This window comes from Pedococcus bigeumensis, assembly GCF_006438965.1.
Classification (GTDB): Bacteria; Actinomycetota; Actinomycetes; order Actinomycetales; family Dermatophilaceae; genus Pedococcus; species Pedococcus bigeumensis_A.
Genome location: NZ_RCZM01000009.1, coordinates 39,993 through 66,591, shown reverse-complemented (window position 1 = coordinate 66,591; position 26,599 = coordinate 39,993). Strand labels below are relative to the sequence as shown.

Sequence of the window (26,599 nt, the reverse complement as noted above, 5' to 3'; positions counted from 1 at the left end):
ACTTCCGCACCACCAGCCACAGTGTGGCACGACCTCCGGGCCCTCGCGGTCAGCGGGTGACCGGCGTGCTGGGAGCGCTGACATCGATCAGCTTCGGGCTGCCCTTGAGCAGGGCGGTCATGATGGCCACCTTGCGCTCCGGCTCGTCGCTGCCGCCCCAGACCACGGACGTCTTGCCGATCTTCAGGGTGACCAGGTTGGCGCTGCTGACGGTGATGTTGGTGACCCGCTTCTGCAGTGTCGCCGGCAGCACCTTCAGGACGCTGACGGCCGCCGACAGGGCGTCGCGGGACAGCGCCGCCTGGCTGGCCGCGTTGACCGTCGGCACACCGCCCGGAGGCGTGCTCACCTGGGCGTAGGCGACGCCCGTCTCATCCACAACCTGTAGTTGACCTTGAGGGTTCCTGACCACGAGGAACGGTTTGCGGGGGCTCGCGTGGATGACCAGGGTGCTGGGCCAGGACCGCTCGATCGACACGTCCGCCACGGTGGCACGTTCGGCCACCCGGGCAGCCACGGCAGCACTGTCCACCCTCGCCAACGGCTCCCCCAGCGGCACCCGCGCCATCGCCTTGATCGCTGCGACCTCGCCGTCCGGGACACCGACCACCTCGACGCTGCGGACCGCGAGCACCGGGCTGAACCCGACCACCCACCCCAGGAGCACCACGACCGCGACGGCCGCCGCGGCATACCCGATCAGTCGCAGCGGACGCTGGCGCACCTCGTGGGCGCGACGCTGGAACCGGGCCCTGGAGGACGCCAACCCGGTGCGGCCACCTCGGCTCGAGGAACCGGTGTGGTGGCTCATGCCTGACCGAGGGCGCGCAGGATCTCGGGCCCGATCATCGTCACGTCCCCGGCACCCACGGTGATGACGAGGTCCCCCTCACGAGCGATGCCGGCCACGTGATCGGCCACGGCAGACCACGACGGGATCACCGTGACGTCCGCCTCGGGACGCAGCTCACACAGCGCGTCCGCGACGAGCTGGGAGGAGACGCCGGGCATGGGGTCCTCCCTCGCGGCATAGATCTCCATGAGGACCACGACGTCCGCGGGCAGCAGGGCCGTCGCGAACTCGCGGGCGAAGTCCCGGGTGCGCGAGTAGAGGTGCGGCTGGAACACCACGACGAGGCGGCCTTCGCCGGCCAGGTCCGCGCCGGTGCCGACCACGGCGGCGACCTTGCCGGGGTTGTGCGCATAGTCGTCGACGACCGAGACACCAGCGGCCGAACCCTTGGGTTCGAACCGGCGCCGGGTGCCGGTGAAGCCGAACAGCCCGTCGAGCACGCGGGTCGGGTCCTGGCCCAGCCCGTCGACGGCCACGGTGTAGGCGGCCGCGGCGTTGAGCAGGTTGTGGCGGCCCGGGATGTTGATCCGCAGGTTGCGCGCGACCCCGTCGGGTCCGGTGACGGTGACCCGGCCCATCAGCCCGCGGAACACCTCGTCGCGCAGCACCACGTCGGCATCGGTCGACCAGCCGTAGGTCAGCACCCGGGTGCCGGCAGTCCTGGCCGCCTCGGCCAGCTCGCGGGACCCTTGGTCGTCTTGGCACGCGACGAGGAGTCCGCCGTCCACGATGGTCGCCGCGAACCCTGAGTAGGCCTGCTTGACCTGCTCGAAGGTGCCGTAGAAGTCGAGGTGGTCGGGCTGCACGTTGGTCACGACCGCCGCCTCCGGGCGGTAGACGAGGAACGAGCCGTCGCTCTCGTCGGCCTCCGCGACGAACACCTCGCCGGTGCCCCAGTGCGCGTTGGTGCCGTGCTTGGCGAGCTCGCCGCCTGCGGCGAAGGACGGGTCGATGCCGCAGTGCTGGAGCGCGACCGTCAGCATCGACGTGGTTGTGGTCTTGCCGTTGGCGCCCGCGACGGCCACGCGTCGCGAGTCCGCCATGGTGCTCGCGAGGGCCTGGGACCGGTGCAGCACCCGCAGCCCCGCCGCGCGGGCGGCCGCCAGCTCGATGTTGGACTCGCGGATCGCCGAGGAGATCACGACCGTGTCCTTGCCCTCGACGTATGCCGCGTCGTGGCCGACGTGGACGTCGGCACCTTCGGCGGCGAGGGCCGCGAGCACCGGGGACTGCTTCGCGTCCGACCCACTGACGGAGCATCCTCGAGCCAGCATGACGCGCGCCACGCCGGACATGCCGGCGCCGCCGATCGCGATGAAGTGGACTGCGCCCAGATCTCCCAGCGGAGGAACGGGTGCCGTGAAGTCGAAGCGTTCGTTGGAGCCGTTCATCGTTGACCCGCAAGGGATTCCGTGAAGGCAGCGGTCACCATGTCGGCCAGCAGCTCGTCGGCGCCCCGCTCCCCCGTCGCCGCCGAGGCGGCTGCCATCGCATCCATCCGGTCGCGGTCCGAGACGAGGGGAACGAGGGTGTCGTCGACCCACCCGGGGGTGAGGGCGGCGTCCTCGACGAGGAGGCCACCACCGGCGGCCACGACGTCGGCGGCGTTGAAACGCTGCTCGCCGTTGCCGATGGGCAGGGGGACGTAGATGGCCGGCAGCCCCACCGCGGTCAGCTCACAGACGGTGTTGGCACCGGCGCGGGCGACGACGAGGTCGGCCGCGGCATACGCGAGGTCCATCCGGTCGGCGTAGGGGGCGACGACGTAGGGCGCACCGGGACCACTGTTGTCCGCGACGAACTCCTTGCCGGCTCCGGTGAGGTGCAGGACCTGCACACCCGACGCGCGCAGCGCCGCGACCCTGGCCTCGAAGGTCGAGTTGAGCCGCTGCGCACCGAGCGACCCCCCGGTGACGAGGACGGTCGGCCAGTGCGGTTCGAGGCCGAAGTGGGCCACCGCCTCCGGGCGGACGGCGACCCGGTCGAGCTGGGCGATCTCGCGCCGCAGCGGCATGCCGATGGTGGTGGCGTGGGCCAGCTTGGTGCTCGCGAAGGTGGTCGCCACGAACCGGGTCATCCTCGCCCCGACGCGGTTGGCCACGCCTGCCCGGGCGTTCTGCTCGTGCACGACGATCGGGACGTGGCGGCGACGCGCAGCGAGGTAGGCAGGGGTCGAGACGTAGCCGCCGAAACCGACGACCACCTGGGCCCCGGACTCCTCGATGGCCCGTTCGGCGGCGGCCACCGCCGCGCGCAGGCTCCCGGGGAGCCGCAACAGGTCACCGGACGGCCTGCGCGGCAGCGGCACCTTGGGGACGGTCATCAGCGGGTACCCGCGTTCGGGGACCAGCCTGGCCTCGAGCCCGGTCTCGGTGCCGAGGGCGGTGATGACTACCTCGGGGTCGCGCCGGCGCAGGCAGTCGGCCAGCGACAGCAGCGGCGAGACGTGACCAGCCGTCCCACCACCGGCCAGCAGGACCGACGAGGGAGTGGTGTCAGCAGCCATCAGCGACGTCCCCGACGTCCCGGCAGGACCGCCAGCGAGCGACGGACCACCGACGGTTTGGCCGACAGCGCCTCGGAGCAGCCGGGTTCCTTGCGGGCAAAGGACAACAGCATCCCCAGCGCGAACATCGTCGTCATGAGCGACGACCCGCCGTACGACACGAGCGGCAGCGGCACCCCGATCACCGGGAGCAGGCCGATCACGGCACCGATGTTGATGATGGCCTGGACGACGATCCACGCCATCACGCCGGCCGTCGCGACCCGTACGAAGGTGTCGTTGCTGCGCAGCACGATCCGGTAGCAGACCAGCGCCAGCGCGCAGAACAGGCCGAGCAGCACCAGGGTGCCGGGCAGGCCGAGCTCCTCGCCGAGGATCGCGAAGATGAAGTCGTTGTGGGCCTCGGGAAGCCACTGCCACTTCTCGCGGCTGGCGCCGAGACCGAGGCCCCACCAGCCACCGTCGGCAAGGGCGTACCGACCGTGCAGCGGCTGGCGGTAGGCGCCGTACTGGTTGGTGTCCTTGCCGAGCCACACGTCGAACCGCTGCAGCCGGTTGGGACTCGTCACGACCATGGTCACGGCGAGGGCGCCGAACAGCGCACCCCCGTAGATGAACATGCGGCGAGGCACCCCGGCGGCGAACAGCACGGCCGCGACGATCCCGCCCATCACCATGACGGTGCCGAGGTCGTGCCCGAGCAGGACGAGGCCGATCGTCACGGCCGCGACCGGGAAGAGGAACGGGATGATCACGTGCCGCAGCTGGCCGAGCAGCTTGCGCTTGGCGGTGAGCACCGTGGCACCCACCAGGATGAGCCCGATCTTGGCGAACTCCGCGGGCTGCAGGGTCACCGGGCCCAGCGCCAGCCAGTTCCGGTTGCCGTTGACGGACACGCCGAGCGGGGTGAAGACGAGGAGCTGGAGCAGCAGCGAACCGACCAGGATCGGCACCGCCAGGGCCTTCCACACCCGCGGAGGCACCCGCACCCCGATCACCATGGCGATGGCGCCCATGGCGGCGAACTGGAGCTGCTTGCGGAAGAAGACGTAGGGCGTGGCGTTGTCGGTCTGGACGAGCGACTTCACCGACGACGCCGACAGCACCATGATCAGGCCGATGACGACCAGCACCACGGTCACGCTGAGCAGGACGTAGTAGCTGGTGACGGGCGAGTCGAGCCGCTGCAGCCACCCACCGAACCGGGTGGGCTCCTTGGTCGAGGAGTCGCGGTTCGGCGCGGCGTGCGACGCGGTCCGCGCCCGTGGGGGCGCGGTGGTGGCACTGCTCACGGCTAGTCTCCTGCGGACCCGGCGCGGCGGGCGACCGCCGCCGCGAAGGCGTCGCCTCGGGCACCGTAGTTGGGGAACATGTCCATGGAGGCCGCTGCGGGCGCGAGCAGCACGACGTCGCCCGGTTGGGCAAGCTCGGCCGCGCGCGCGACGACGGTCTCCATGACCCCAGTGTCCGTGCTCGACACCTCGACGACCGGGACATCCGGCGCGTGTCGGGCCAACGCCTCGGCCAGCCGTGCGCGGTCCGCCCCGATGAGGACGACCCCGCGCAGCCGGTCGGCGGCGTCGCGCACGAGGTCGTCCACGTCGGCGCCCTTGAGCAGCCCGCCCGCGACCCAGACCACGTGCTCGAACGCGTGCAGCGAGGCGGCCGCCGCGTGCGGGTTGGTCGCCTTCGAGTCATCCACGTAGCGCACCCCGTCGACCGCACCGCAGTCGGCGATCCGGTGCGGGTCCGGGGTGAAGGCTCGCAGCCCGTCGCGGACGGCCAGCGGTGCGACGCCGTAGGCCCGCGCCAGGGTCGCTGCTGCGAGGGCGTTGGCCAGGTTGTGCGGTGCAAGGGTCGCGGCACTGCCACGGACGTCGTCGAGGGTGGCCAGCTCGGCGGCGGAGGTCTTGCGCTGCTCGACGAACGCCCGGTCGGCGAGGATGTCGTCGACCACCCCGACCATCGACAGGGCGGGCATGCCGAGGGTGAACCCGATCGCGCGGCAACCGTCCTGCACGTCGGCATCCATCACCAGTCGTTCGGTGACCGGGTCCTGCACGTTGTAGACGCAGGCGACCTTGGTGCGCGCGTAGACCTTGCCCTTGGCGCGCTGGTACTCCTCCATCGAGCCGTGCCAGTCGACGTGGTCCGGCGCGACGTTGAGGCAGGCCGAGGCGTAGGGCTCGATCGAGTCCGACCAGTGCAGCTGGAAGCTGGACAGCTCGACGGCAATCACGTCGTACGGCTCAGGGTGCAGCACCGCCTCGAGGATCGGGGTGCCGACGTTGCCGGCGGCCGTGGCGCGCAGCCCGGCTGCGCGCAGCATCGAGGCCAGCATCTCGACGGTGGTGGTCTTGCCGTTCGTGCCGGTGATGGTCAGCCACGGCGCGGGGCCGACCTCCGCGCGCATCCGCCAGGCGAGCTCCACCTCTCCCCACACGGGTATCCCGGCCTGCGCGGCGGCGAGCAGCAGCGGCTGGTCCGGGCGCCACCCGGGAGACGTGACGACGAGGTCGGGGAGCGCACCGGCCGGCATACCGGCGACGTGCTCGGGACCCAGGCGCACGTCCACGCCGAGGATGTCGAGGATGCGGGCCCGCTCCCCCAGCGCCGTGTTGGTGTCGGGGTCGGCGCCGTCCACGGCCACCACCCGCGCACCGCGCTCGTGCAGCGCGTCGGCCGCGGCGAAGCCGCTGACACCCAGCCCTGCCACCACCACGCGGATGCCGCTCCAGTCGGCCGTGCCGCTGGTCAGACCGTCGAGCCGCCCGCTCACGCCGCGCCCACGACCCACTCTGCGTAGAACAGTCCCAGCCCGAGGGCGACGAACAGCCCCGCGATGATCCAGAACCGGATGACGATGGTGACCTCGTTCCAGCCCAGCAGCTCGAAGTGGTGCTGCAGCGGCGCCATCCGGAAGACGCGTTTGCCGGTCAGCTTGAACCCGCCGACCTGGATGATGACCGAGAGCGTGATGGCCACGAACAGGCCGCCCAGGATGACGATGAGCAGCTCGGTGCGGGTGGTGATCGCCAGTCCGGCCAGCGCCCCACCCAGGGCGAGGGATCCGGTGTCCCCCATGAAGATCTTGGCGGGTGAGGCGTTCCACCAGAGGAACCCGAAGCACGCGCCCATGGCCGCGGCGGCCACCACGGCGAGGTCTCGCGAGTCACGCACCTCGTAGCACTTCAGGCCGGGGGTGTTCTGGCAGTTCTGGTTGCCCTGCCAGATGCCGATCAGGACGTAGGCGGCGAAGACCATCACGGAGGCACCGGTCGCCAGGCCGTCGAGGCCGTCGGTGAGGTTCACCCCGTTGGACGTGCCGGCGATCATGATATTGGCCCAGATGATGAACAGGATCAGGCCCAGCAGCGTGCCGGCGAACGCCAGGTCGATCCCGGTGTCCCGGACGAACGAGATGTGGGTCGAGCCGGGGGTGCGGTTCTTGCTGTTGGGGAACTGCAGCACCAGCACCGCGAAGACGACCGCGACCAGGGTCTGGCCGGCTAGCTTTTCGCGGGACCGCAGGCCGAGGCTGCGCTGCTTGGAGATCTTGATGTAGTCGTCGAGGAACCCGACCAGTCCCAGCCCGGACATGAGGAACAGGACCAGGACGCCGCTCCACGTGAGCGGGGTGCCGGTGAGCGCATGGGCCAGGCCGTATGCCGCGAGGCTGGAGCCGATGATGACCGCGCCACCCATCGTGGGCGTCCCGCGCTTGGTGTGGTGCGAGGTCGGGCCGTCGTCGCGGATGAACTGGCCGTAGCCGCGTCGGACGAGGAACTTGATGTACATCGGGGTACCGAAGAGCGCGCCCACGAGGGAGATGACGGCCGCGAGCAGCACCGCCTTCACGTCGTGCCCTCCTCGCTGTTGGCTGCGCCCCTGCCGGCCAGTCTGTCTCCGAGCCACCGTAGTCCGGCATCACGGCTGGACTTGAACAACACGACGTCTCCGGGCCGAAGTTCTTCGGCGAGCAGATCGTAGGCGGCGTCGGCGTCGGGCACCCACACGGCCTCGTCACCCCACGACCCCTCGTGCTGTGCCCCGCTGGCCATCGGGCGGGCGGTGTCCCCCACCACGACGAGCCGGGAGATGTTGAGCCGCACCGCGAGTCGGCCGATGGCATCGTGCTCGGTGGTCGAGTCCTCGCCGAGCTCCAGCATCGAGCCCAGCACCGCCCAGGTGCGTCGCTGCGATCCGACATCCTCGCGGCCGCCGCCACCACCCATCGCCACGAGTGCCTTGAGGGCCGCGCGCATCGAGTCGGGGTTGGCGTTGTAGGCGTCGTTGACGACGGTCACCCCGTCGGGACGCTCGGTGACCTCCATCCGCCAGCGTGAGGCCGGGACGGCGGTGGCCAGCGCAGCCACGACGTCAGGCAGGGCCACCCCGCACTCCAGCGCCGCCGCCACCACGGCCAGGGCGTTGCCGACGTGGTGCTCGCCGTGCAGCGGGAGGGTGACCTCCGCGTCGCCCGCAGGCGTGGTCACGTGGAAGGACGGCCGGCCCCGCTCGTCCAGGGTGATGTCGGTGGCGCGGACCGATGCCTCGCTCCCGGTCCCCACGAGCTGGACACGCGCGGTGGTCAGCGCGGCCATGCCACGCACCACCGCGTCGTCGGCGTTGATGATGGCCAGGCCCGTGGGCGGCAGCGCCTGGACGAGCTCGGCCTTGGCGACGGCGATCGCCTCGCGAGAACCGAACTCCCCCACGTGGGCAGTGCCGACATTGAGCTCGATGCCGATGCTGGGCGGGGCGATCCGGGTGAGGTAGTCGATGTGGCCGACGCCGCGGGCCCCCATCTCGACGATGAGGAAGCGCGTCTGGGGCATGACACGGAAGACGGTCAGGGGCACCCCGACCTCGGAGTTCAGCGATCCCACGGGTGCGACGGTCGGCGCCGCGCTCGACAGGACGCTGGCGAGCAGGTCCTTGGTGGACGTCTTGCCGGACGACCCGGTGATGCCGATGACGGTCAGCTCGGGGTGCCGGTCCACGACGGCTCGCGCCAACGAGGCCAGGCCGCCCTGGATGTCCTCGACGACCACGCACGGGAGGTCGTCAACCTCGCGGGTGGTCATGGCGGCCACGGCGCCGAGCGCGGCGGCGGACGCGACGAACTGGTGACCGTCCATCTGTTCACCGACCCGGGCGATGTAGAGCCCACCCGGACCTGCCTCGCGCGAGTCCGTGACGACGGGGCCGTCGATGACCAGCGCGGCGGCAGCAGCTTCGTCAACACCGTGCAGCCGTCCGCCGGTGACCTCGGCAATGTCCTTGAGCGACAACGGGATCATCGTCGCAATCCCCCCTGCGCACGCGCGGCCTCGGCGACCAGTACCTCCAGTGCCTGACGTGCCTCGGCTCGGTCGTCGAACGGGTGCACCGTGCCCGCGATCTCCTGCCCGGTCTCGTGCCCCTTGCCGACGACGGCGACAACGCTTCCCGGCCCCGCAGCGTGGGCCGCTCGGATGGCCTCGGCGATGGCCGCGGCCCGCCCGGCCACGTCGTGCAGCCGAGCGGAGGTGCCGGCAGCCCGCGCACCTTCGAGGATGGCGGCGCGGATGGCCTCCGGCGGCTCCGACCGGGGGTTGTCGTCCGTGACGACGACGACATCGGCTCCTTCCGCGGCGGCTCCTCCCATGGCAGCCCGCTTGCCGCGGTCCCGGTCCCCACCGGCGCCGAGCACGACCACCAGGGTGCCGGTCGTCGCGGGACGCAGCGCCTTGAGCGCCGCGGCGACGGCGTCGGGCGTGTGGGCGTAGTCGACGACGACCATCGGCAGCCCGAGGTCCGCCAGGGTGTCGGCGTCGCGCTCACGGAAGCTCTCGTAGTCACCCACCACGACCCGCTCCATCCGGCCGGGGACGTGCGGGTCGACCAGCAGCGCCCGCTCGGCGTCCTGCGGGTCCACCCCGCCGGCCATCAGGGCAAGTGCCGCCATCGCCGTGTTGACCCGGTTGAAGTCGCCAGGCAGGGCCGAACGCAGGTGCAGCGTCGTCACCCCGTCGGAAAGGGTGAACTCCGCGGGGTCGTCCTCCCCCGCAACCACTCTCCAGTCGGCGTCGACATCGTCCAGCGAGGTCAGCGTGGTGACGGGAATCGTTGCCAGGGTTGACAGTTCGCGACCCCACTCGTCGTCGACACAGACGATCCCGCGACGCGCGCGCTCGCGGGTGAACAGCGCCGCCTTGGCCAGGAAGTAGTCACGCATCGTGGGGTGGAAGTCGAGGTGGTCCTGCGACAGGTTGGTGAACAGCGCCACGTCGTAGACCACCCCGTCCACGCGGTGCTGGGCCAGGGCGTGGCTGGAGACCTCCATGACGCAGGAGTCGATGGCCCGCTCGGTCATCACCGCCAGCAGGGCGTGGACCACCGTCGCCTCCGGCGTCGTGCGGACGCTCTTCACCCGCTCGGCACCGATGCGGGTCTCGACCGTGCCGATCAGCCCGGTCGTGTGGCCGAGCGCCGTGAGCGCCGAGTTGATGAGGTATGCCGTCGTGGTCTTCCCGTTCGTCCCCGTCACCCCGTACATGCGCATGGGGAGGTCGACGGTCCCGTAGACCCGTGCAGCAGCCAGACCCACCAGGCTGCGCGGGTGCTCCACGACGACGCGTGGCAGGTCCACCCCGTCGGCGTCGAGGACCTCGCCCCCGGCCGCGTCCGTGAGGACGGCAACCGCGCCCGCCTCGCGGGCCCCGGCGGCATACCGTGCGCCGTGGGCGTTGGCGCCGGGAAGCGCCGCGTAGAGGTCTCCCGGAACGACGTCCTGGGAGGACAGGCTGACCCCTGTGACCTCGCGGTCCGCACCGACCAGCAGGCCACCGACGAGGTCGGCCACGGCGGTGAGCGAGGTCGCCTGCGGGGACGACGGACGGGGGGAAGGCACGGACAGCGAGCCTACCGTCAGCGGGAGGCGCCGGATGCGCCCGACCTGCGGTCCCGGATGACGCTCGTGTCGCTGGCCGGCGGGTTCTTCTCCGGGCGGATCGTGGTCACCGGGGACTTGGTGCCGGTCGGCGGGATCTGCAGCTCCTGCAGCGCGTAGGTCATGACGTCGTGGAAGACCGGGCCGGCGACCACCCCGCCGAAGTAGCCCTTGATCGGCCGCTGCAGCGTGACCGCGACGACGATCTCCGGGTCGTCTGCCGGGGCGAAGCCGATGAAGCTCGCCGTCTTGCCGGAGTAGCCGCCGACGCGTGCGTCGTAGCGGTCTGCGGTGCCCGTCTTGCCGGCCACGCGGTAGCCGGGGATCTTGGCCTCCGGCGCGGTGCCCTCCTTGCTGACGACACCTTCGAGCATGTCGCGGACCTGCTTGGCGGTGTCGGGCGAGACGACCTTGACCGGGTCGGGCTTGTCAGCCGGCGTGAAGCCGCCCTTGCCGTCGCCGGTCGCGGCGACGATCCGTGGCGGGATCCGCACGCCGTTGTTGGCGATGGTCTGGAAGACGCCAGCGGCTTGGAGGGCATTGACCGACAGCCCCTGGCCGAACAGCACCGTGTAGCGCTGCGAACCGTTCCAGTCCTTGACGTTGGTCAGCAGGCCCGGGCCCTCACCGGGGAAGCCCATCCCCGACGTCTGGCCCAGGCCGAACTTGGTGAAGTAGCTGTACATCGTCGACGGCTTGACCTTCTCGCCGGCGAGGATGGTGCCGATGTTGCTGGACTGGGCCAGGACGCCGGCAAAGGTGAGGTACTCGGTCGGGTGGTCGTGGCTGTCCTTGAACTCCGTGCCGGCGCGGTGGATCCGGTTGGGGACCTCGACCACGTCGGAGGGGGTCACGACGCCCTCCTCGAGGGCGGCCGCGGCCGTCATCACCTTGCCCGTGGAGCCGGGCTCGTAGACGTCGCTGAAGGCCTTGTTGGTCCAGTTCTCGCTGGACTGGCCGGGCTGGGTGGGGTTGAAGGTCGGGTAGGACGCGACAGCCAGCAGCTCCCCCGTCTTGACGTTCTCCACGACGACCGTGCCCGAGAGCGCCTGGGTCTCGATGACCTTCTGGGCCACCGCGTTCTGGGCAAACCACTGCAGGTCGGAGTCGATCGTGAGCTGGACCTCGCGGCCCGGGACGGGGGTGATCGTCTCCTGGCGCGCGTTCGGGATCGGGCGGCCGTCCTGCGACTGCTCGAAGATCGTCTTGCCGGACTTGCCCTTGAGGACCTTGTCCATGAGGACCTCGAGACCGGCACCGGCTGTCCCGTCCGACTGGACGAACCCGACCAGCGCCGACGCGGCCGTCGTCGTGGGATAGACGCGGTCGGAGGTCGCCTCGGAGTAGATGCCGTTGATGCCGAGGGCGGAGATCTTGCGCCAGTTGAGGGGGGTGATGTTCTTCTGCAGCACGCGGTACTTGGCCTTGCCGGTGAGCTCTGCCGTGAGGGTGTCGACCGGGATGCCGAGCAGCGGCGAGAGGTCCTGGGCCGCTCCGGCCACCCCGACCCGGCTGCGCACCCCGTCGACCGTCTTGACGTACTGCGGCACCGCAGTCTGGTCGACGGTCACCGTGCGGCGCTCGATGCTCGACGCGAGGATCGTGCCGTTGCGGTCGGTGATGGAGCCGCGCATGGCGGGCAGCGCGATGGTGGCGGTCCTGGAGCTCTGGGCGTCCTTGGACACGGCAGAGGCGTCAAAACCCTGCAACCGCAACAGCTGCGCACCGAACACGCTGAAGATGAAGAGCACCGCGATGGTCATCGTGCGCATCCGTCGCCGCGGGCTCGAGCTGCCCAGGGTGACCTTGCGGCGGCCGGGCGGAGGCGGCGGCCCGGGGGGTGCGGGAGGCCGCCTCGTCGGGCGAGCCGCGGACTTGGCTGCCTTGGCGGCGCGTGGGGCGGGCGCCTGTCGCGGAGCCGAGGTGGGCTGCCTGGCCGTCCTGGACGTTGTCTTCGAGGTGGCCTTCGGCGCGGGCTTGGCCGTGCCCCTCGAGCCGGTGGTGTGCGGCTGCCCGGCCTTGGGGTGCGGCGCACCGGTGCCGTTGCGAGCCCCACCGGGCCGCTTCGGGCCGGCGCCCGACCCTCGACCAGCGGCGGCACGCGGATCCGAGGACGCAGGCGGGCGCGGGGTTCCGGGGCGGCTGCCTCGGCTCTGCGTCACTGGGTACCTCGGTCCTGGTCTGCTGGGATGGTCTGCTGGGATGGTCTGCTGGGATGGTCTGCTGGGATGGTCTGCTGGGATGGTCTGCTGGGATGGTCTGCTGGGACGTGCTGCGGCTGGTCGGCCGGCTGTCGGTCCCCGGTGCGCCCGCCGGCTACTGCGTCGGCGTGGCGATCTGCGGGGTGGTCGGCTTGGTGGCCGGCTTCTTCGCCGGCGGCTTGGTCGTCGTGGTGCTGGTCGTGGTCTTGGTCTTGGCGTTGACGCTGGTCACGGTGGTCACCACCGAGCCGTCGGGCTGGGTGACGACCTCGGTCGTCGTCGTCACATCCCCCTTCTTCGTGACGGTCGTCGCTGGGTCGGCCTTCTTGTCCGGACCGGTCTTCGCCGAAGGCACCTGTGGAGCCGTCACCACGGTAAAGCCGCTCTCCTTCTTCGCCGGCTTCGCCACGCCGAGCACCTTGCCGTCCGACAGCCGCAGGAACGCTGCGGAGTCGGCGGGCACCATGCCGAGCTTGGTCGCCCGCGCGGCGAGGTTGGCCGGGCTGCGCTGGGCGTCGATGGCCTGGGTCAGGGCGTCCTGGGTGTCGGTGAGCTCGCCCGACGTGGACTGCAGGTTGTGCAGGGTGAAGGACCCCTCGGCCATGGCCGTGTTGAGCATGAGCAGCCCGAACAGCCCGGCGCACAGCAGGGTCATGCACAGGGCAGCGAAGACACCGTTGCCCGGGTGTCCGACGGCCGCAGGAACCACCCTCAGGGGTTGCGGGGACGAGACCTTCCGGGCAGGTGCCCGAGATGCGACCCTCGCCGTCGCAGTCTGCTGGCTCATCGGTGCGTTCCCTTCGTGGTGCTGACAGTGAGTCGGGTGCGCTCGGCAGCGCGCAGGCGCACCGAGGCAGATCTGGGGTTGGTGGCCTGCTCCTCGGGGCTTGCCTCCTCGGCGCCCCGGGTGAGCAGCCGCAGGTATGCCGCGTGCTCGGGCAGCTCGACCGGCAGGCCTTGCGGGCTGCTGCCCTTGGCGCCCGTCGAGAGCACCTGCTTGGTGATGCGGTCCTCGAGCGAGTGGTAGGACAGGACGGCGACCCGTCCGCCCACGGGGAGGGCGTCGACCACGCGCGGCAGCGCCGCAGCCCACACCGACAGCTCGGCGTTGACCTCGATGCGCAGGGCCTGGAAGGTGCGCTTGCCCGGGTGCCCGCCGCTCTTCTGCGAGGTGGCCGGGACGACCTTCTTGAGCAGCTCGACGAGGCGGCCCGAGGTGGTGAACGGCTCGTCGTCGCGTTCGCGGACGATGGCGCCGGCGATCTTCTTGGCGAAGCGCTCCTCGCCGAACTCGCGCAGGATCGCCTCGAGGTCGGCCGCCTCGTAGGTGTTCAGCACCTCGGCGGCGGTCAGGCCCGCGGACTGGTCCATCCGCATGTCGAGCGGGGCGTCCTGGCTGTAGGAGAACCCGCGGTCGGCCTCGTCGAGCTGGAGCGAGGACACGCCCAGGTCGTAGAGCGCCGCGTCGACATGGTCGACGCCCGCCTCGGCAAGGGCCTGCGGCACCTCGTCGTAGACGGCGTGCACGAAGGTGACCTGCGCGGCATACGGAGCGAGGCGCTCGGCAGCGAGCGCGAGCGCCTCCTGGTCGCGGTCGATGCCCACGACGTGCGCGGCGGGACAGCGCTCGAGGACCGCCTCGGCATGCCCACCCATCCCGAGGGTGCCGTCGAGGTAGACCGCGCCGGGCGCGCTCAGGGCCGGGGCCAGCAGGTCGACGATGCGGTCGCGGAGCACCGGAATGTGCCGGTCGGCGGCCATTCCTCGTGCGTTCATCGACATCTCCTGCGGGACGGTGCTGGTGCTGCGGTGGCGGTCGAGCTGGTGGTGCTGGTCGAGCGGTTCGTGCGGTGCGGTCGAGTGGCGCTGAGGTCCTGGTGGCCCTGCGGTCAGGTCTCCATCCGCTTCAAGGGATGCGGCCCGGGGCGGGGGAAGTCGTCCCGGGATGCGAAGCGGCTGGAGACCTGGCTCCAGGGGCACTGGCTCAGAGGAGTCCGGGGATGACCTCCTCGGACTGGTCGGAGAAGCCCTGCTCGGTGGACTCGAGGTAGGCGGTCCACGCGTCGGTGTCCCAGACCTCGACGCGGGCGCCGGCACCGATGACGGTGCACTCGCGGGTCAGACCCGCGTAGGCGCGCAGGTTGGCAGGGATCGTGACGCGGCCCTGCTTGTCAGGCACCTCGTCCGAGGCGCCGGACAGGAAGACACGGGTGAAGTCGCGGACCGCCTTGCTCGTCGTCGGCGCGGCCTGCATCTGCTGGGTCACCTTGAGGAACTCGTCCATCGGGAAGACGTAGAGGCAGCGCTCCTGGCCACGGGTCACGACGAGGCCGTCCGACATCCGCTCGCGGAACTTCGCGGGGAGGAAGAGGCGGCCCTTGTCGTCGAGTCGGGGGCTGTGTGTACCGAGAAACATCGTGCCCACCTCCCCTGCCGACCCGTCCAAGGACCCCACGGCCCTCTGGTTTCCCCCACTTTACTCCACCACGACCCGTCATCACTGCACTTTCACCATAAATCTCGCCTCAAAGAAGCTATTTGTGCAGGTCAAACCGGTGGTGAAAAGTGGTGGACGGTCGACCACCACCGGGCCACGGCGGGTCGCGAACCAGCCCGTCGGGACCGAGCTGGACACCAAACCCCGTCCAGAGCCGGTCCGGAACCGCCGCGGCAACGAATGACGCTGAGCGAAATGACCCCGTGACGGCCGTCGTCAGGTCACGAGACGGCATACCCCCTGTCTTGGTGGTGCGTTGTGGGGGAAGATCGATCGACCACCCGGGGGGCGCAGCGTGGCGGCCATGGGGATGACGGAAGGACAGCCGGTGCAAGGCAGGCACGAGGACGACGCCATCAAGCAGGCAAGGCCCACCCCTGTGGGGACGACCAACCCGGAGACCCTGCTCTCCCTCCCCGCGGGCTCCCCCGCCTCCCTGGGCCAGGTGACCGAGGTCGCCGGACGGCTCGCCCGCGCCATCAACTCGGTGATCGAGGGCAAGCCGGACGTCGTGCACACCGCCATCACCGTGCTGCTCGCCGAAGGACACCTGCTCCTCGAGGACGTCCCCGGCGTCGGCAAGACGATGCTGGCCAAGACGCTCGCCCGGTCGATCGACTGCTCGGTCCGCCGCGTGCAGTTCACCCCCGACCTGCTGCCGAGCGACATCACCGGCGTCAGCGTGTTCAACCAGGACGTGCGTGACTTCGAGTTCCGCCCCGGCGCGATCTTCGCCAACGTCGTCGTGGGCGACGAGATCAACCGCGCCTCACCCAAGACGCAGTCGGCCCTGCTCGAGTCGATGGAGGAGGGACAGGTCACCGTCGACGGCCAGACCTACGACCTCCCGAAGCCGTTCATCGTGATGGCCACCCAGAACCCCATCGAGATGGAGGGCACCTACCCCCTCCCCGAAGCCCAGCGCGACCGCTTCATGGCGCGCATCTCCCTCGGCTACCCGTCGGCCCGCGCCGAGGTGGCGATGCTGGACAGCCACGGACAGGTCTCGCCGCTGGAGACGCTCAGCCCGGTCACCGACGCCGCCACGGTCTCGGCCATGGTGCGGGCGGTCCGGTCGGTCTTCACCAGCGACGCCATCAAGCAGTACGTCGTCGACCTCTCGGCAGCCACCCGGTCCAGCTCCGCGCTGCGGCTCGGTGCCTCCCCGCGCGCCAGCCTGCACATGCTTCGTGCCTCCCGCGCCCACGCGGCGCTCGACGGTCGTGACCACGTGCTGCCTGACGACGTCCAGGCCATCGTGCTGCCGGTCCTGGCGCACCGCATCATCCCGACCGGCGAGACGCAGCTGGCCCGCCGCAGCACCGGCGAGGTGCTGCAGGACCTCATGCGGCGGGTGCCGGTCCCGGCTTCCGGCCGCTGAGGCGTCAGCGTGCGTCGACTTCGCGACCTGCTCACCACCCGCGGGCGGGCGTTCGTCGCTGCGGGAATCACGTTGGTGCTGTGTGGAATTGGGCTCGGCTTCACCGACCTCACCCGCATCGGCGTGCTGCTCGTCGCGCTGCCGCTGCTGAGCGGGCTGCTCATGCGGCGCCACGACCTGCGGTTCGCCCTCGAGCGCACCGCCCTGCCGGGACGGATCCAGGTCGACGAGCAGTCGCTAGTCACACTCGGCATCGAGAACGCCGGTGGCGCGGCCAGCCCGTTGCTGATGGCCGAGGAGCAGCTCGACTACGCCCTCGGTGACCGGCCGCGGTTCGTCGTGCCGAGGCTTCGCCGTGGTGACCGCCAGGAGGTGCACTACTCGGTGCGCTCGCACGTCCGCGGGCGGCATCGGCTGGGCCCGCTCGGCGTCCGGCTGAGGGACCCGTTCGGGCTGAGCACCCGGGTGGCCGCGATCTCCGGGTCCAGCGACATCCTCGTGCTGCCCAAGATCATCCCGCTCGGCGGCGGCCAGCCACCTGGGAGCGGCGTCGGCGCCGAGGGCGCGATCCCGCACATGGTCGCCCTCCACGGCGAGGACGACGTCTCGATTCGCTCCTACCGTGACGGTGACGACCTGCGTCGCATCCACTGGCCGGCAACCGCCAAGACTGGCGAGCTGATGGTCCGCCAGGAGGACCGCCCCGCGCGCCGTCGCGCCGCGATCGTCCTCGACTCCCGGGCCCGTGGTCACCACGGCTCGGGCACCTCCGGCTCCTTCGAGTGGGCGGTGACCGCGTGCGCCTCCGTCTCCGCGCACCTCCTCGACCAGGGGTATGCCGTGCACCTCATCAGCGATGAGACGGCCGAGGACAGCCGGGCCGCGAGCGCCATGGAGGTCGATCCCCTGCTGGACGTGCTGGCCATGGCCGAGACGGGGTCGGACGACCAGTTCGGCGACGTGCTGCAGTCCGCCCACCCCGTGACGGCGTCCGGTGGCCTGATCCTCGCTGTCGTGACCGACCTCGACGAGGAGCTGGCCCGTCGGGTCGCCTCGTTGCGCCAGCCCGGTGGGACGGCGCTGGCTATCGTGCTGGACCCCGACGGCTTCACGGCGACCAGGCGGCACCGGCCCGGCGCCAGCGACGAGCTCGCCTGCGTCCCGGTGCTCCGCGGGGCCGGGTGGACCGTCGCCGTCGTGGGCGTCGGTGACGACCTCCCCTCGGTCTGGGGCGTCCTGTCCCGCACCACGAGCCGGATCGGTGTGGCATGAGCCGCGGACGTATTGCCGACTCGCTCATCGCCGGAGCGGCGTCTGCTGTCGTCGCGTGGCCACTCACCACGCTGTTCACACCGAACACCTGGATCCGCCCCATGCTCGGCATGGTGTTCGCGGTGGTGCTCGTCGGCATCCTCGCCCGGATGCTCACGACCTCCTGGATCGCCATCGCGGCAGCGCAGCTGGTCGGGGTCGTCCTGGCTGGCTCCTGGCTCTTCGGTCGCGGCCACCTGTGGCACGCGCTGCCCACCCCGGACATGGTGCTGGCGTTCAACAACCTTCTCGTCGACGCACGCGAGACGATCCAGAACTACGCCGCGCCGGCACCCACCAACCGCGGCATCACCCTGGCCATCGGCCTGGCGATCGGCGTTGTCGCCACGATCGTCGACCACCTGGCCGTGATGCGCCGCTCGCCCGCCCTCGCCGGTCTGCCGCTGCTCACTGCCTTCCTCATCTCGGCCTCGAACTCCGGGGAGTCCCTGCACCCGATGTTCTTCATCGCAGCAGGTGGCCTCTGGCTGCTGATGCTCGGACGGCAGGGCATCGCCTCGCTGCGGCGGTGGAGCACCACCGTGCCGATGAGCACCACCGGCCGGCGCAACACCGACGACCACGACGGCGCCTACGGGTATGCCGCGGTCGGCCGCACCCTCGCCGTCGCCGGGTTGGTCGCAGCGGTCGTGGTGCCGGTGGTCATCCCCCACTTCCCGACGCGCTACCTCATCGACGGTCTCGGCCGGTCCGGCAACTCGACCGGTTTCAGCGACGGACAGATCGGGCTCAAGTCGACCCTCGACCTCACCAAGAGCCTCAACAACCCGTCCAAGGCCCCAGTCCTGAGCTACACGACCAACGCCGCGATCCTGACGCCGTTGCGTGTGGGCGTGCTCAACACCTACCTCGCGGACACCTGGCGCGAGGACCCCGACGACGTGGACTACGGCCGTCGCACCACCGTCAACCCGCCACCCGACCTCGCCGCGGACGTGCCACGCGAGACCTACCGGATCTCCGTGGAGGACTCCCGCATCGAGGCGCCCCAGATCGCCGCGCCCACCCCCCTGGTGTCCGCCGACCTCGGCCGCGTGACCTGGGGCCTGGACCGCAACACGTCGGTCGCCACGGTGCGGCGGGCCGCGCGGTCGTACAGCTTCTCCTACCTCGCGCTCAACCCCACCCAGGACTCCCTCGCGCAGGACCGCCAGGGCGCCACCGGCGGCATCCTTCAGGAAGACCTCCAGGTCGACCCTGCCTCACAGGACATCCTCAGCAGGCTGGTCGACGACGTGGTGCCGCAGAACGCCTCACGGATCGAGGCCGCCCGCGCGATCCAGAAGTACCTGCGCACCGACGGCGGTTTCACCTACTCGCTGAAGCTGCCCGAGACGGTCAAGAACCAGTTCGGCCAGGACGAGCGGCCCGACGCGATCTCGCTCTTCCTGCGGTCCAAGACCGGCTACTGCGTGCAGTTCGCCACCGCCATGGTGATGATGGCCCGCCAGGCCGGGATCCCCGCGCGGATGGCGATCGGCTTCCTCCCGGGCACCGCCGACAAGGGCACCTACACCGTGCGGTCCTCGGACGCGCACGCCTGGCCGGAGCTCTACTTCCAGGGCATCGGCTGGCTGCGGTTCGAGCCCACCCCGTCCGGCACCCAGAACACGGTCGCACCGCCCTACTCGCTCGCCCCGACGACCCCCGGCGGTGGCAGCTCCGCGACCAACACCGCGACCGGCGGCGCCACGACGTCCGCCCCGCGGACCGACGGTCGCAACGACCCCGGCGCCACCGACCCGGTCAGCACCACGGGCAGCGGCTCGACCTTCGGGAACTGGTTCGGGCCGCGCACCAGGACGACGGTCCTGTGGATCGTGCTCGGACTCCTCATCGGGATCCTGGGCTCGCTCGCCGTCCCGCTGGCCGCGCGCAGGCGGCTGCGCCGTCGGCTGCGACACGCACCGGACGAGTCCACCCGGGTCGAGATCGAGTGGCAGGCCATGATCGAACGGATCGGTGACCTCGGCGTGATCCCCCCACGTGGCAGCACGCCCCGGCAGGCGGGCCGCTTCTACCAGCGGGAGGCCTATCTCGAGGGGGACCAGACCGAGGCGCTGCACCGCGTCGTCGCCGGCGTGGAACGCTCTCGCTACGCCCCTCCCGGAGCCACGATTGCCGACATTCGCACCGACACCCAGACGGTGGTCAAGGCGGTCTCCGGGGCGCGCCGGCGCAAGGACCGGATGCGCGCCGCCTGGTGGCCCACCGAAGGCCTCATCGAATGGCGCGAACGCCGTGCCTCGGTCGGGCGGATCCTGCGCAGGCCGGTGGTCCGCTTCCAGGACTGGCGCGAGGCGCGTCGCGACTTCCGCGCGTAGCCGTCGGGCGGCATACGAGACGACGAAGGCCCCCCGAGTCTCGGGGGGCCTTCGTCATCGCCTTGGTATGCCGGTCGCCCGGCACCGCGCATCAGTCCAGGTAGTCGCGCACTAGAGACGCTTGAACGCTGTGCAAGTGAGCGTTGCAAACGTGCAGGTCAAGAGCGCTGTGGGGCGAAATATCCTGGACTGAGGATCACCCCATGAGCAAGTCATTCAACATCACCGTAGGCGCGCTGGTCGCCGGGACCATCATCGGCGCGGGGATGGTCCTGGGCATCAGCTCAGCCACCGCAGGACCGGCAGCGCCCTACGTCGCGCCAGAGTGCCAGCAGGCGGTGCAGATCAGCCACGACTACAACGCCACGACCGACCAGACCGAGCGGGCAACTCTCTATGACGCCTACCTCGTGCGGTCGAAGGTCTGCCTGTCGTACCCGCGGCCCTGACAACACAGAGCCCCTGTCACCACACGGCGGCAGGATGCAGAACGGCCCCGCCGGATGAAGCAAGCACCCAGCGAGGCCTAGACAGTTCAACCAAACCCGATTGGAGAACCACCGTGAACACATCATCCAGCGCAACCGAGGTAGTGGGCATCAGCGAAACTACGCGGCCCAGAATGACTATCGCGGACCGCCTGAGCAGCAACCTCAAGAAGTACCGCACCACGCCACGTCGCGGGGAAGCCATCACCCTCCAGGAGGCATCCCGGCAATCAGGCATCTCCATCCTCGAGCTCCGTCGCCGCATCGAATCGGGAGAGTTGGACGCATGGCACACGCTCGTGATCGACGCGACCGACCTCGAGGCGGAAACGACTGCCCACCAGCGACAGGAGTTCGCACGCCTCATCGAGGACGCCACAGGAACGGCGCCCACCGACGACAAGATGGTCCAGATGTTCGGGCCGAAGTTCGCAGCACAGGCGGTGACGGCATGATGACCGCCGAGACGCGGGCCGTCGCGCAGCATCAGCCCTGGTGCAACGACCACACCCCCGACAGCACAGGTGACCGAGGGGCGTGCTCGTGGGAGCGGGCGCTCGCAGCTGGTCACTTCGTCAACGTCGAGGAGGGCGAGGACGGGGCACCGCCGTACGTCGCAGTGTGGGGCGACGGCAATGCCCTCACGCCACAGGAGGCGCGCACGATGGCAGCTGACATCCTCGAGGCTGCCGACATCGCAGGGGCCAACGCCTGACCAACCCCGCCCAACACAGCGGCACCCTGTCATTCCGACAGGGTGCCGCTGCTAACGAGATCATCGGCTCACGATCGCCTGACCTCGCCCCGTTAGACGAGCCCGATTCTGTTAGATACGAGCCGCCGTGAGAACTAGCGCTTACGCCGCGCGGCCGTCGCTTTCGCGCGCTGGTCATAGTCGGCCAAGGCAGAGCGGGCTGTTTCGGGATCGCGACGCACTGCCGCTTTCAGTTGTGTGCGCCGGAACGCGTCACGATGCTCGCCAATCGCCGTCTCCCAGCCGGCGCGCCCGGTCGAAAGCCCCTCCCCAAGCAGAAATTCCAGAACATCCTCGAGCGACGGCCTGAAGCGTCGGCCGCCTACGGGCAGATGAAGACGATCCAAGGAGCGGGTAGATGCGCGCTCCCAATGCTCACTCGATGCGTAGACCTGCAGATGCGATTCGGGGTAGTCGTCCTTGTCTCGCTGATAGTCGACGTGCAAGAGGCTCGAGCCTTCGTCGGCGATGTCGGCGTAAACCTCGAACACCGATGTTTGCACCTGAACATATTCATCCTCGGCGTCCGGCCCCAGAAGGAACCACACCGATAGCGCGAGACCTTGACCCGCCTTGCCTGGATTGACGGCAAACGGACTCGAAGCTCCAAGGTCTGAGGGCGTCACTCCGTAACCGACGTGAATGAAGTCGCCCTGGGTTGCCCAGCTCAGGCGGATCCCATCCGTAACCGTACGGTTGAGCAGACTCGACAGCCGATCCGCGAACTCTCGGCCCTCCCGAGCTACATCAAGACTTCTCAAGTTCGGAGACGAGAGCCCAAGCGATACGAGCGCGGCCGGAGCTGAATCGTCCGACCTCTGCCTGCTCATGCAACTGCGCACGCGTTACGTTGGCGCGACGCACGGCGCGCCGAACGGACTCCTCTAACTCCGCCTTGGTGGCCGTCGTCCCCGCCAGTCCTGCAGATGCCATCTCGTCCTCCTCTGAGTTCAGTGTTTCATACGGTCTCATTTGGGTCCGACATTCCTCTCAACTCGGTGCTTCCGTCGTGTTCGTTCCCCCATCTCAGGCCCCTGCCCACCCACCCCCCTCCCGGCCAAGGTGCTAGCGCGACTCGGTTAGCCTCTGCCTGTTAGTACGGGTCTGGGGGATCTGAGCGAAACCGTGGAGAAAGTCACGGACGAGGGTCTGTGGTGCCCGGTGTGGACTCGTCGTCCTGGGTGCCGACCTGCTCGAGCAGCTCGCGTAGGGACGTGCGCAGGCGCTCCACCTCGCCCTCCCAGAACGCCGCCCGCGGCTCGGCATCCTTGATGTCCCATGCCGACGTGGACATCGCCACGCGCAAGGCTGCGTCTTGCTGCGCACGCTGAGCCCTTGTGAGCAGGATCTGGGCGCGACGGATGGCGTACTCAGCAGATCGTCGGCACGCAGGGGTGCAGTAGACGGCGGGCCGGCCAGTCGCCTTGGTCTTCGGCATCGGCCCAGAGCACTCAGGACATGTCATAGGGTTTCTCCACGCTTTTCAGAAAAATGGACGTTGGGCCCACGCAGTTGGTGAGGTGCCACCCCGCATCGCGCAGGAACCCCTGCCGAGGGGGTCTATGCCCCACCCCTCACGTGCGTGAGCTCAGGTGATTGAACCTGGGTGCTTCTCGACGGGCCTCACGCCTTGTGCTTTGCGCTTTGTGTGTGCTCGTGCTCTGCCTCGTGCAGCCTCAGCCTTGCTCTTGTCCTCGTGGCACGTACGTCCACAGGTGGGGCAGGGGTGGCCATGCATGGGGGCTAGGTTGCTGATGTCGTGCACGCTGATGTCGGTGCGTGTCCACTCAGCCCATGGTGTGGTCTGGTCTACCTGTCACGGGCCTACCTGCCGCCAGTTGCCCTTGCCGTCACCGCGTCGGTTGTTGTCTTCCATCCACTCGGCGAACCGGGCAGAGGGGTTGACGGCGGTCGGGCCGTTGGCACCTGACGCTTGGCTAGGGTCGGGGCGTGGTCGGCGCCGGACGGGTTCGACCGGCTCGGGCTCGGAGGTCGGTGCGGTGACACCGAGGATGGCTGCGAACTCGTCGGCGGCGCTGCTCACCGGAGCGCGCCTGCCTCAACCTCGCCGTAGCTCCGCTCCACAAGGCCACCATCTGGCGTGGTCGTGCCGCGAGTGAAGTTGGCTGCGGCGTGGCGTTCGATGCGGGTACGCGCCCCGCCGTGCTGGGCCAGTGTGAGGCCGAGCGGGGCGAGGCTGTCCCAGTCGGCCACGGTCGACGGCGTGCCTTGGTGGAAGGTGGCGACGGCCTGGGTTACGGCGTCGAGGCCGGCGCTGGGCTTGACGGCCAGGGCGAGCCAGACTGCGTCCTGGCCGAAGTCGTCGGCCTCTCCTGTGATGAGGGCGAGGGTGGCGCGGGCGTTGAGCGTGCTAGCCAGGTCGGCGGCGCACCGCAGCAGCGTCGCGTGGGCCGTCAAGTCCTTGGCGGTCTCGTGGCCGGTGATGGTGCGCGGCGCGTTGGCGAGGGCGGCGTAGGCCTTGAGCTCCGTGGCGAACTCCTCGACGAGCTTGGGCACGTACTCGGCGGCGATGTGCTGGCCAAGTCGCGCGACTTGGCGGTCTGCGTCGAGGGCGAGTTCTTCGGCGGCGCTACGTCGGGCTGCGGCGTGCACGCGGGCGGCGGCGGTCTGGTCGAGCCAGTCGTCGACCTGGGCAGCGGTGGTCGGCAAGGGCACGGGCACCGGGTCTGCGTCGCGGATGGCGGCCTTGGCTGCGGCGCCGAGGGTGGTCAGGCGGGCGAAGTCGGCGGGGCGTTCCCAGCCGCGGGATTCGCCGATGGCGACGGCGGCGTTGGTCTGGGCCTTGGCGTGGGCGATGGCGTCCTGGGTGGTGGTCATGAGTGGTTCCTTTTCGTGGGGTCGGCGGGCTCGTCTGCGAGCGCGCGCAGGTGGGGGCAATGCGGGTAGTTCTCGGCTCCGTGGTCATCGCACAGCCAACGGACCTTGTAGAGGCTGCGGCGGACGCGGACTCTGACCCCGTCGACGGCGGCGACCGCGCTGCGGCCTCCACCGGGGGTGGGGCGTCCGGACCACCCGATGATGAGGACGGTCATCGGATCTCCAACCGATCAGGCTCGGGTTCCTTGCGGGCGTTGCGCTCGAGAGCGCACAGCCCGCACCCTCTGCCGCGCTGGTCCACACGCACTTCGTGGTGGGCTCGGCACCTATACGGGCTACCTGCGTGGGGTCCGTCATCGTTGGCCTGTGGGCGCTTCCGGGGCTGTTCGTCGGGTGTCCGGTCCCTATGAAGAGAGCAACGCCAACCCGTGAACCCGACGTGCGCCCAACCGGTTTTGTCGCAGTCGCGGCAGGTGACTTGCGCGTGGGTGGCTCTGCTGCTCACGGGGTCACCTTCTGCTGTAGCGCGGCCTCGTCCCACGACACGACCATGACGGCGCCAGCGTCTGCGGTGGTCTGCAGGAGCAGGCGGGCGTAACCGTGGGTGGCGGGGACCGTGATGGGGCCTAGGGCTAGCTGGTACGCGCCACCGGGACTAGTGACGGTGGCGAGCGTGGTCTCTGTCGCTGCGGGGTCACCGGGTTCACATTTGGCTGCGTCCGGGGCTGTGAGCACCTTGAGCACGCACGCCCACGCGGTGGCGGTGCCGACTGCTTTGAGCCACACAGAGCCTTGGTAGTCGATGCCGTCGTCGACCATGACGGGTCGTGAGGCGGTGGTGTGGTCAACCGGAACGACGTCGGGTGTCATGGTCACGAGGGCGCGCGCTGAGCCGGCCAGGGACTCGCCTGCGGTGTTGTCCCACACGAGGACTGCGTTCGCGGTCGTGGTGTATTCGGTCCAGTTGTCAGGCGGCGCGCCCGCGGGGCCGTACTCGAACCCTGGGTTGGGCAGCAGGTTGGATCCCAGCACGAGGCCGGCCGGCGTGCCTCCGGAGCGGATCGACGTCAGCTCGTACGTCTCGCCCAGCGGGCTGATGGTGACGATGTTGCCGACTGCCACGAGGCCGGTGTGGTCGGTGACGAACGCGGGCACCTCGCCGCCGTTGGCGTTCACGAGGGCGATTCCGTCACTGACGGAGATCACTTGGCCAACGCGGGGGACTCGGCGTCGGCTGCTGGCAAACACCGTGTCTAGGAATGAGTTGCTGCTCATGCGGCATCGCCTCCGCGGTGCTCGTCGCACACCCAAACGCCTTTGAGGTTGTCTACGTGGCGCGGGTCGACGTTCTCGAGGCTGCCTCCGCAGGGCTGGCGCGCGCACCCGAGGCTTATCGGTGGGGACGCCATGAGCGTGAGCCCAGAAACGACCGTAGCGGGCTCGGCATCGCGCTGGGGTATGTCGGTAACCTTGACGGCCTTGACGCGGTCCTGTGCGCCGTTGCGGGGCTCCGTGGGCTTGATGCCGCTGTCTGGGCCGAAGTAGCCAGTAGGTCCGAGATCGTCGGCGCCTAGCAGTTGAATCGGGTCGGTGTTCATGGGTTCTCCGTTCATCGCAGCCACACCAACGTGGCGCTGGCGTTTGCTTGGTTGGCACCGTTGCTGGCGAAGTTCTGGTATCCAGTGGCGCCCTGCGTCTTCACGGTCACCGTGCCGCCAGGAGTTAGGCCCGTGAGCAGTGCGGCGACCGAGCAGGACACGGACGTCTGACCGTTGGAGCCGCTGATAGACACGCCCGCCGTGAGGCCGTTGGTGGCGCCCACGCAGACGCGGGCTTGTACGACGTCGGCCCCGGCCCCGTTGGATCCACCCGTGGTGTTCGGGTCGACCACGAAGACCATTCCGGTGACGTGCGCCAGCAGTTGAGTGCAGCCGGCCGGAACGGTGACGTTCTGCGTTGCCAAGGTCGTCCACGATGCAGCCACGAGGGCAAACGCAGTGTCGACGGCATTGACGACACCGGGCACGACCGGCTGCAACAGCGAATCGTTTGTGATGCTCCCTGGGCGCAGGAACAGCTCACCGATGGCAGCGCGGGCGCTGTTCAACGACCAGCCCTTGGTGCCGGCGTCGCCGGCATCAAGGTCGCCGTCGAAGTCGTCAGATTCCATTCCGTTGTGGCCGGTCGTGTGCATGCCGGTGAAGGCGAACGGCGAGCGGTTGATGAGCCCTTTCTGAACGCGCCTTATCTCCTCGATCGTCGCCGAGAGGGTTCTGTACGGCTCTGGCAGCGCGGCCATCAGGCGCCTCCCTCGGCAATGTCCTGCATCCGCCCGACAATCGCCAGAATGGGCAGCAGGTCGACGGCTTCGGCAGCTACGTCCTCGCCGGCCATCTTGCGCCGGTTCAGATTCTCGGCGTCGCGGATGGCGAGTGCGAGGAGGCAATCTGCAGCCTTGCTCACTCTGCGGCGTTCGCTCTTGGTGATCATG

At 69.8% G+C, this 26,599-nt stretch carries 27 protein-coding genes; 6 read left to right on the top strand and 21 right to left on the bottom strand.

From position 1 onward, the window contains the following. Positions 1-49 precede the first annotated feature (49 nt). From EAH86_RS19845 to mraZ, 12 genes are all read right to left on the bottom strand, one after another. Entirely contained in the window at positions 50-811 is a 762-nt protein-coding gene (locus EAH86_RS19845; protein WP_140744023.1) for a cell division protein FtsQ/DivIB, read from the bottom strand. Then, positions 808-2,244 (bottom strand): UDP-N-acetylmuramate--L-alanine ligase, encoded by a 1,437-nt coding sequence (gene murC, locus EAH86_RS19840; RefSeq protein WP_140744021.1) that lies wholly within the window; start codon positions 2,242-2,244, stop codon positions 808-810. The genes EAH86_RS19845 and murC overlap by 4 nt, the downstream gene beginning before the upstream one ends. Next, a complete protein-coding gene (gene murG / locus EAH86_RS19835; protein ID WP_140744019.1) occupies positions 2,241-3,359 on the bottom strand; it encodes an undecaprenyldiphospho-muramoylpentapeptide beta-N-acetylglucosaminyltransferase in 1,119 nt (372 codons plus the stop codon). Before murG ends, murC begins: the two co-directional genes overlap by 4 nt. After that, the gene (ftsW, locus tag EAH86_RS19830) at positions 3,359-4,651 is read right to left on the bottom strand and encodes a putative lipid II flippase FtsW (RefSeq protein WP_140744017.1); all 1,293 of its coding nucleotides are present in this window, start codon (positions 4,649-4,651) and stop codon (positions 3,359-3,361) included. Before ftsW ends, murG begins: the two co-directional genes overlap by 1 nt. A gap of 2 nt (positions 4,652-4,653) precedes the next feature. Beyond that, positions 4,654-6,138 carry a UDP-N-acetylmuramoyl-L-alanine--D-glutamate ligase gene (murD, locus tag EAH86_RS19825; RefSeq protein WP_241668474.1) on the bottom strand — a complete coding sequence of 495 codons (1,485 nt, stop codon included), beginning with the start codon at positions 6,136-6,138 and terminating at the stop codon, positions 4,654-4,656. Continuing rightward, on the bottom strand, positions 6,135-7,217 hold the full coding sequence (gene mraY, locus EAH86_RS19820; protein WP_140744013.1) for a phospho-N-acetylmuramoyl-pentapeptide-transferase: 1,083 nt from the start codon (positions 7,215-7,217) through the stop codon (positions 6,135-6,137). Before mraY ends, murD begins: the two co-directional genes overlap by 4 nt. After that, a complete protein-coding gene (locus tag EAH86_RS19815) occupies positions 7,214-8,662 on the bottom strand; it encodes a UDP-N-acetylmuramoyl-tripeptide--D-alanyl-D-alanine ligase (RefSeq protein WP_140744011.1) in 1,449 nt (482 codons plus the stop codon). Before EAH86_RS19815 ends, mraY begins: the two co-directional genes overlap by 4 nt. After that, on the bottom strand, positions 8,659-10,254 hold the full coding sequence (locus EAH86_RS19810; RefSeq protein WP_140744009.1) for a UDP-N-acetylmuramoyl-L-alanyl-D-glutamate--2,6-diaminopimelate ligase: 1,596 nt from the start codon (positions 10,252-10,254) through the stop codon (positions 8,659-8,661). Before EAH86_RS19810 ends, EAH86_RS19815 begins: the two co-directional genes overlap by 4 nt. Before the next feature lie 17 nt (positions 10,255-10,271). After that, on the bottom strand, positions 10,272-12,056 hold the full coding sequence (locus EAH86_RS19805; protein ID WP_241668473.1) for a peptidoglycan D,D-transpeptidase FtsI family protein: 1,785 nt from the start codon (positions 12,054-12,056) through the stop codon (positions 10,272-10,274). Positions 12,057-12,609: 553 nt separating this feature from the next. Further along, positions 12,610-13,281, bottom strand: coding sequence for a hypothetical protein (locus EAH86_RS19800; RefSeq protein WP_140744005.1), 672 nt, complete (start codon positions 13,279-13,281; stop codon positions 12,610-12,612). Next, positions 13,278-14,270: a 16S rRNA (cytosine(1402)-N(4))-methyltransferase RsmH gene (gene rsmH / locus EAH86_RS19795; RefSeq protein WP_140744003.1), complete on the bottom strand. Its 993-nt coding sequence runs from the start codon at positions 14,268-14,270 to the stop codon at positions 13,278-13,280. Before rsmH ends, EAH86_RS19800 begins: the two co-directional genes overlap by 4 nt. Positions 14,271-14,478: 208 nt before the next feature. Beyond that, positions 14,479-14,910 (bottom strand): division/cell wall cluster transcriptional repressor MraZ, encoded by a 432-nt coding sequence (mraZ, locus tag EAH86_RS19790; protein WP_140744001.1) that lies wholly within the window; start codon positions 14,908-14,910, stop codon positions 14,479-14,481. Between the two features lie 391 nt (positions 14,911-15,301). Between mraZ and EAH86_RS19785 the strand changes: the two genes are divergently transcribed. The 6 genes from EAH86_RS19785 (at position 15,302) to EAH86_RS19760 (ending at position 21,231) form a co-directional block, all read left to right on the top strand. Further along, entirely contained in the window at positions 15,302-16,372 is a 1,071-nt protein-coding gene (locus tag EAH86_RS19785) for an AAA family ATPase (protein ID WP_140744075.1), read from the top strand. A gap of 9 nt (positions 16,373-16,381) precedes the next feature. Further along, positions 16,382-17,644: a DUF58 domain-containing protein gene (locus EAH86_RS19780; protein WP_140743999.1), complete on the top strand. Its 1,263-nt coding sequence runs from the start codon at positions 16,382-16,384 to the stop codon at positions 17,642-17,644. Then, complete coding sequence (locus tag EAH86_RS19775; RefSeq protein ID WP_140743997.1) at positions 17,641-20,028, top strand: transglutaminaseTgpA domain-containing protein; 2,388 nt, start codon at positions 17,641-17,643, stop codon at positions 20,026-20,028. Before EAH86_RS19780 ends, EAH86_RS19775 begins: the two co-directional genes overlap by 4 nt. 203 nt (positions 20,029-20,231) lie before the next feature. Beyond that, positions 20,232-20,477, top strand: a complete 246-nt coding sequence (locus EAH86_RS19770; protein WP_140743995.1) for a hypothetical protein — start codon at positions 20,232-20,234, stop codon at positions 20,475-20,477. A 173-nt stretch (positions 20,478-20,650) separates the two neighbouring features. Next, positions 20,651-20,971 carry a hypothetical protein gene (locus EAH86_RS19765; protein ID WP_140743993.1) on the top strand — a complete coding sequence of 107 codons (321 nt, stop codon included), beginning with the start codon at positions 20,651-20,653 and terminating at the stop codon, positions 20,969-20,971. Then, positions 20,968-21,231: a hypothetical protein gene (locus EAH86_RS19760; protein WP_140743991.1), complete on the top strand. Its 264-nt coding sequence runs from the start codon at positions 20,968-20,970 to the stop codon at positions 21,229-21,231. The genes EAH86_RS19765 and EAH86_RS19760 overlap by 4 nt, the downstream gene beginning before the upstream one ends. 134 nt (positions 21,232-21,365) lie before the next feature. On the opposite strand, the gene EAH86_RS19755 is transcribed toward EAH86_RS19760, so the two are convergent. The 9 genes from EAH86_RS19755 to EAH86_RS19715 form a co-directional block, all read right to left on the bottom strand. Further along, positions 21,366-22,100 (bottom strand): hypothetical protein, encoded by a 735-nt coding sequence (locus EAH86_RS19755; RefSeq protein WP_140743989.1) that lies wholly within the window; start codon positions 22,098-22,100, stop codon positions 21,366-21,368. A 305-nt stretch (positions 22,101-22,405) separates the two neighbouring features. Then, a complete protein-coding gene (locus EAH86_RS19750) occupies positions 22,406-22,708 on the bottom strand; it encodes a hypothetical protein (RefSeq protein ID WP_140743987.1) in 303 nt (100 codons plus the stop codon). A 378-nt stretch (positions 22,709-23,086) separates the two neighbouring features. Next, positions 23,087-23,314 carry a hypothetical protein gene (locus EAH86_RS19745; RefSeq protein ID WP_140743985.1) on the bottom strand — a complete coding sequence of 76 codons (228 nt, stop codon included), beginning with the start codon at positions 23,312-23,314 and terminating at the stop codon, positions 23,087-23,089. After that, positions 23,311-24,108, bottom strand: a complete 798-nt coding sequence (locus EAH86_RS19740) for a hypothetical protein (RefSeq protein ID WP_140743983.1) — start codon at positions 24,106-24,108, stop codon at positions 23,311-23,313. The genes EAH86_RS19745 and EAH86_RS19740 overlap by 4 nt, the downstream gene beginning before the upstream one ends. Continuing rightward, entirely contained in the window at positions 24,105-24,323 is a 219-nt protein-coding gene (locus tag EAH86_RS19735; protein WP_140743981.1) for a hypothetical protein, read from the bottom strand. Before EAH86_RS19735 ends, EAH86_RS19740 begins: the two co-directional genes overlap by 4 nt. Positions 24,324-24,609: 286 nt before the next feature. Then, entirely contained in the window at positions 24,610-25,383 is a 774-nt protein-coding gene (locus EAH86_RS19730) for a hypothetical protein (RefSeq protein ID WP_140743979.1), read from the bottom strand. Next, entirely contained in the window at positions 25,380-25,706 is a 327-nt protein-coding gene (locus tag EAH86_RS19725; RefSeq protein ID WP_140743977.1) for a hypothetical protein, read from the bottom strand. The genes EAH86_RS19730 and EAH86_RS19725 overlap by 4 nt, the downstream gene beginning before the upstream one ends. Positions 25,707-25,717: 11 nt before the next feature. After that, a complete protein-coding gene (locus EAH86_RS19720; RefSeq protein WP_140743975.1) occupies positions 25,718-26,407 on the bottom strand; it encodes a hypothetical protein in 690 nt (229 codons plus the stop codon). After that, positions 26,407-26,598: a hypothetical protein gene (locus EAH86_RS19715; protein WP_140743973.1), complete on the bottom strand. Its 192-nt coding sequence runs from the start codon at positions 26,596-26,598 to the stop codon at positions 26,407-26,409. Before EAH86_RS19715 ends, EAH86_RS19720 begins: the two co-directional genes overlap by 1 nt. Between the last annotated feature and the right edge of the window lies 1 nt (position 26,599).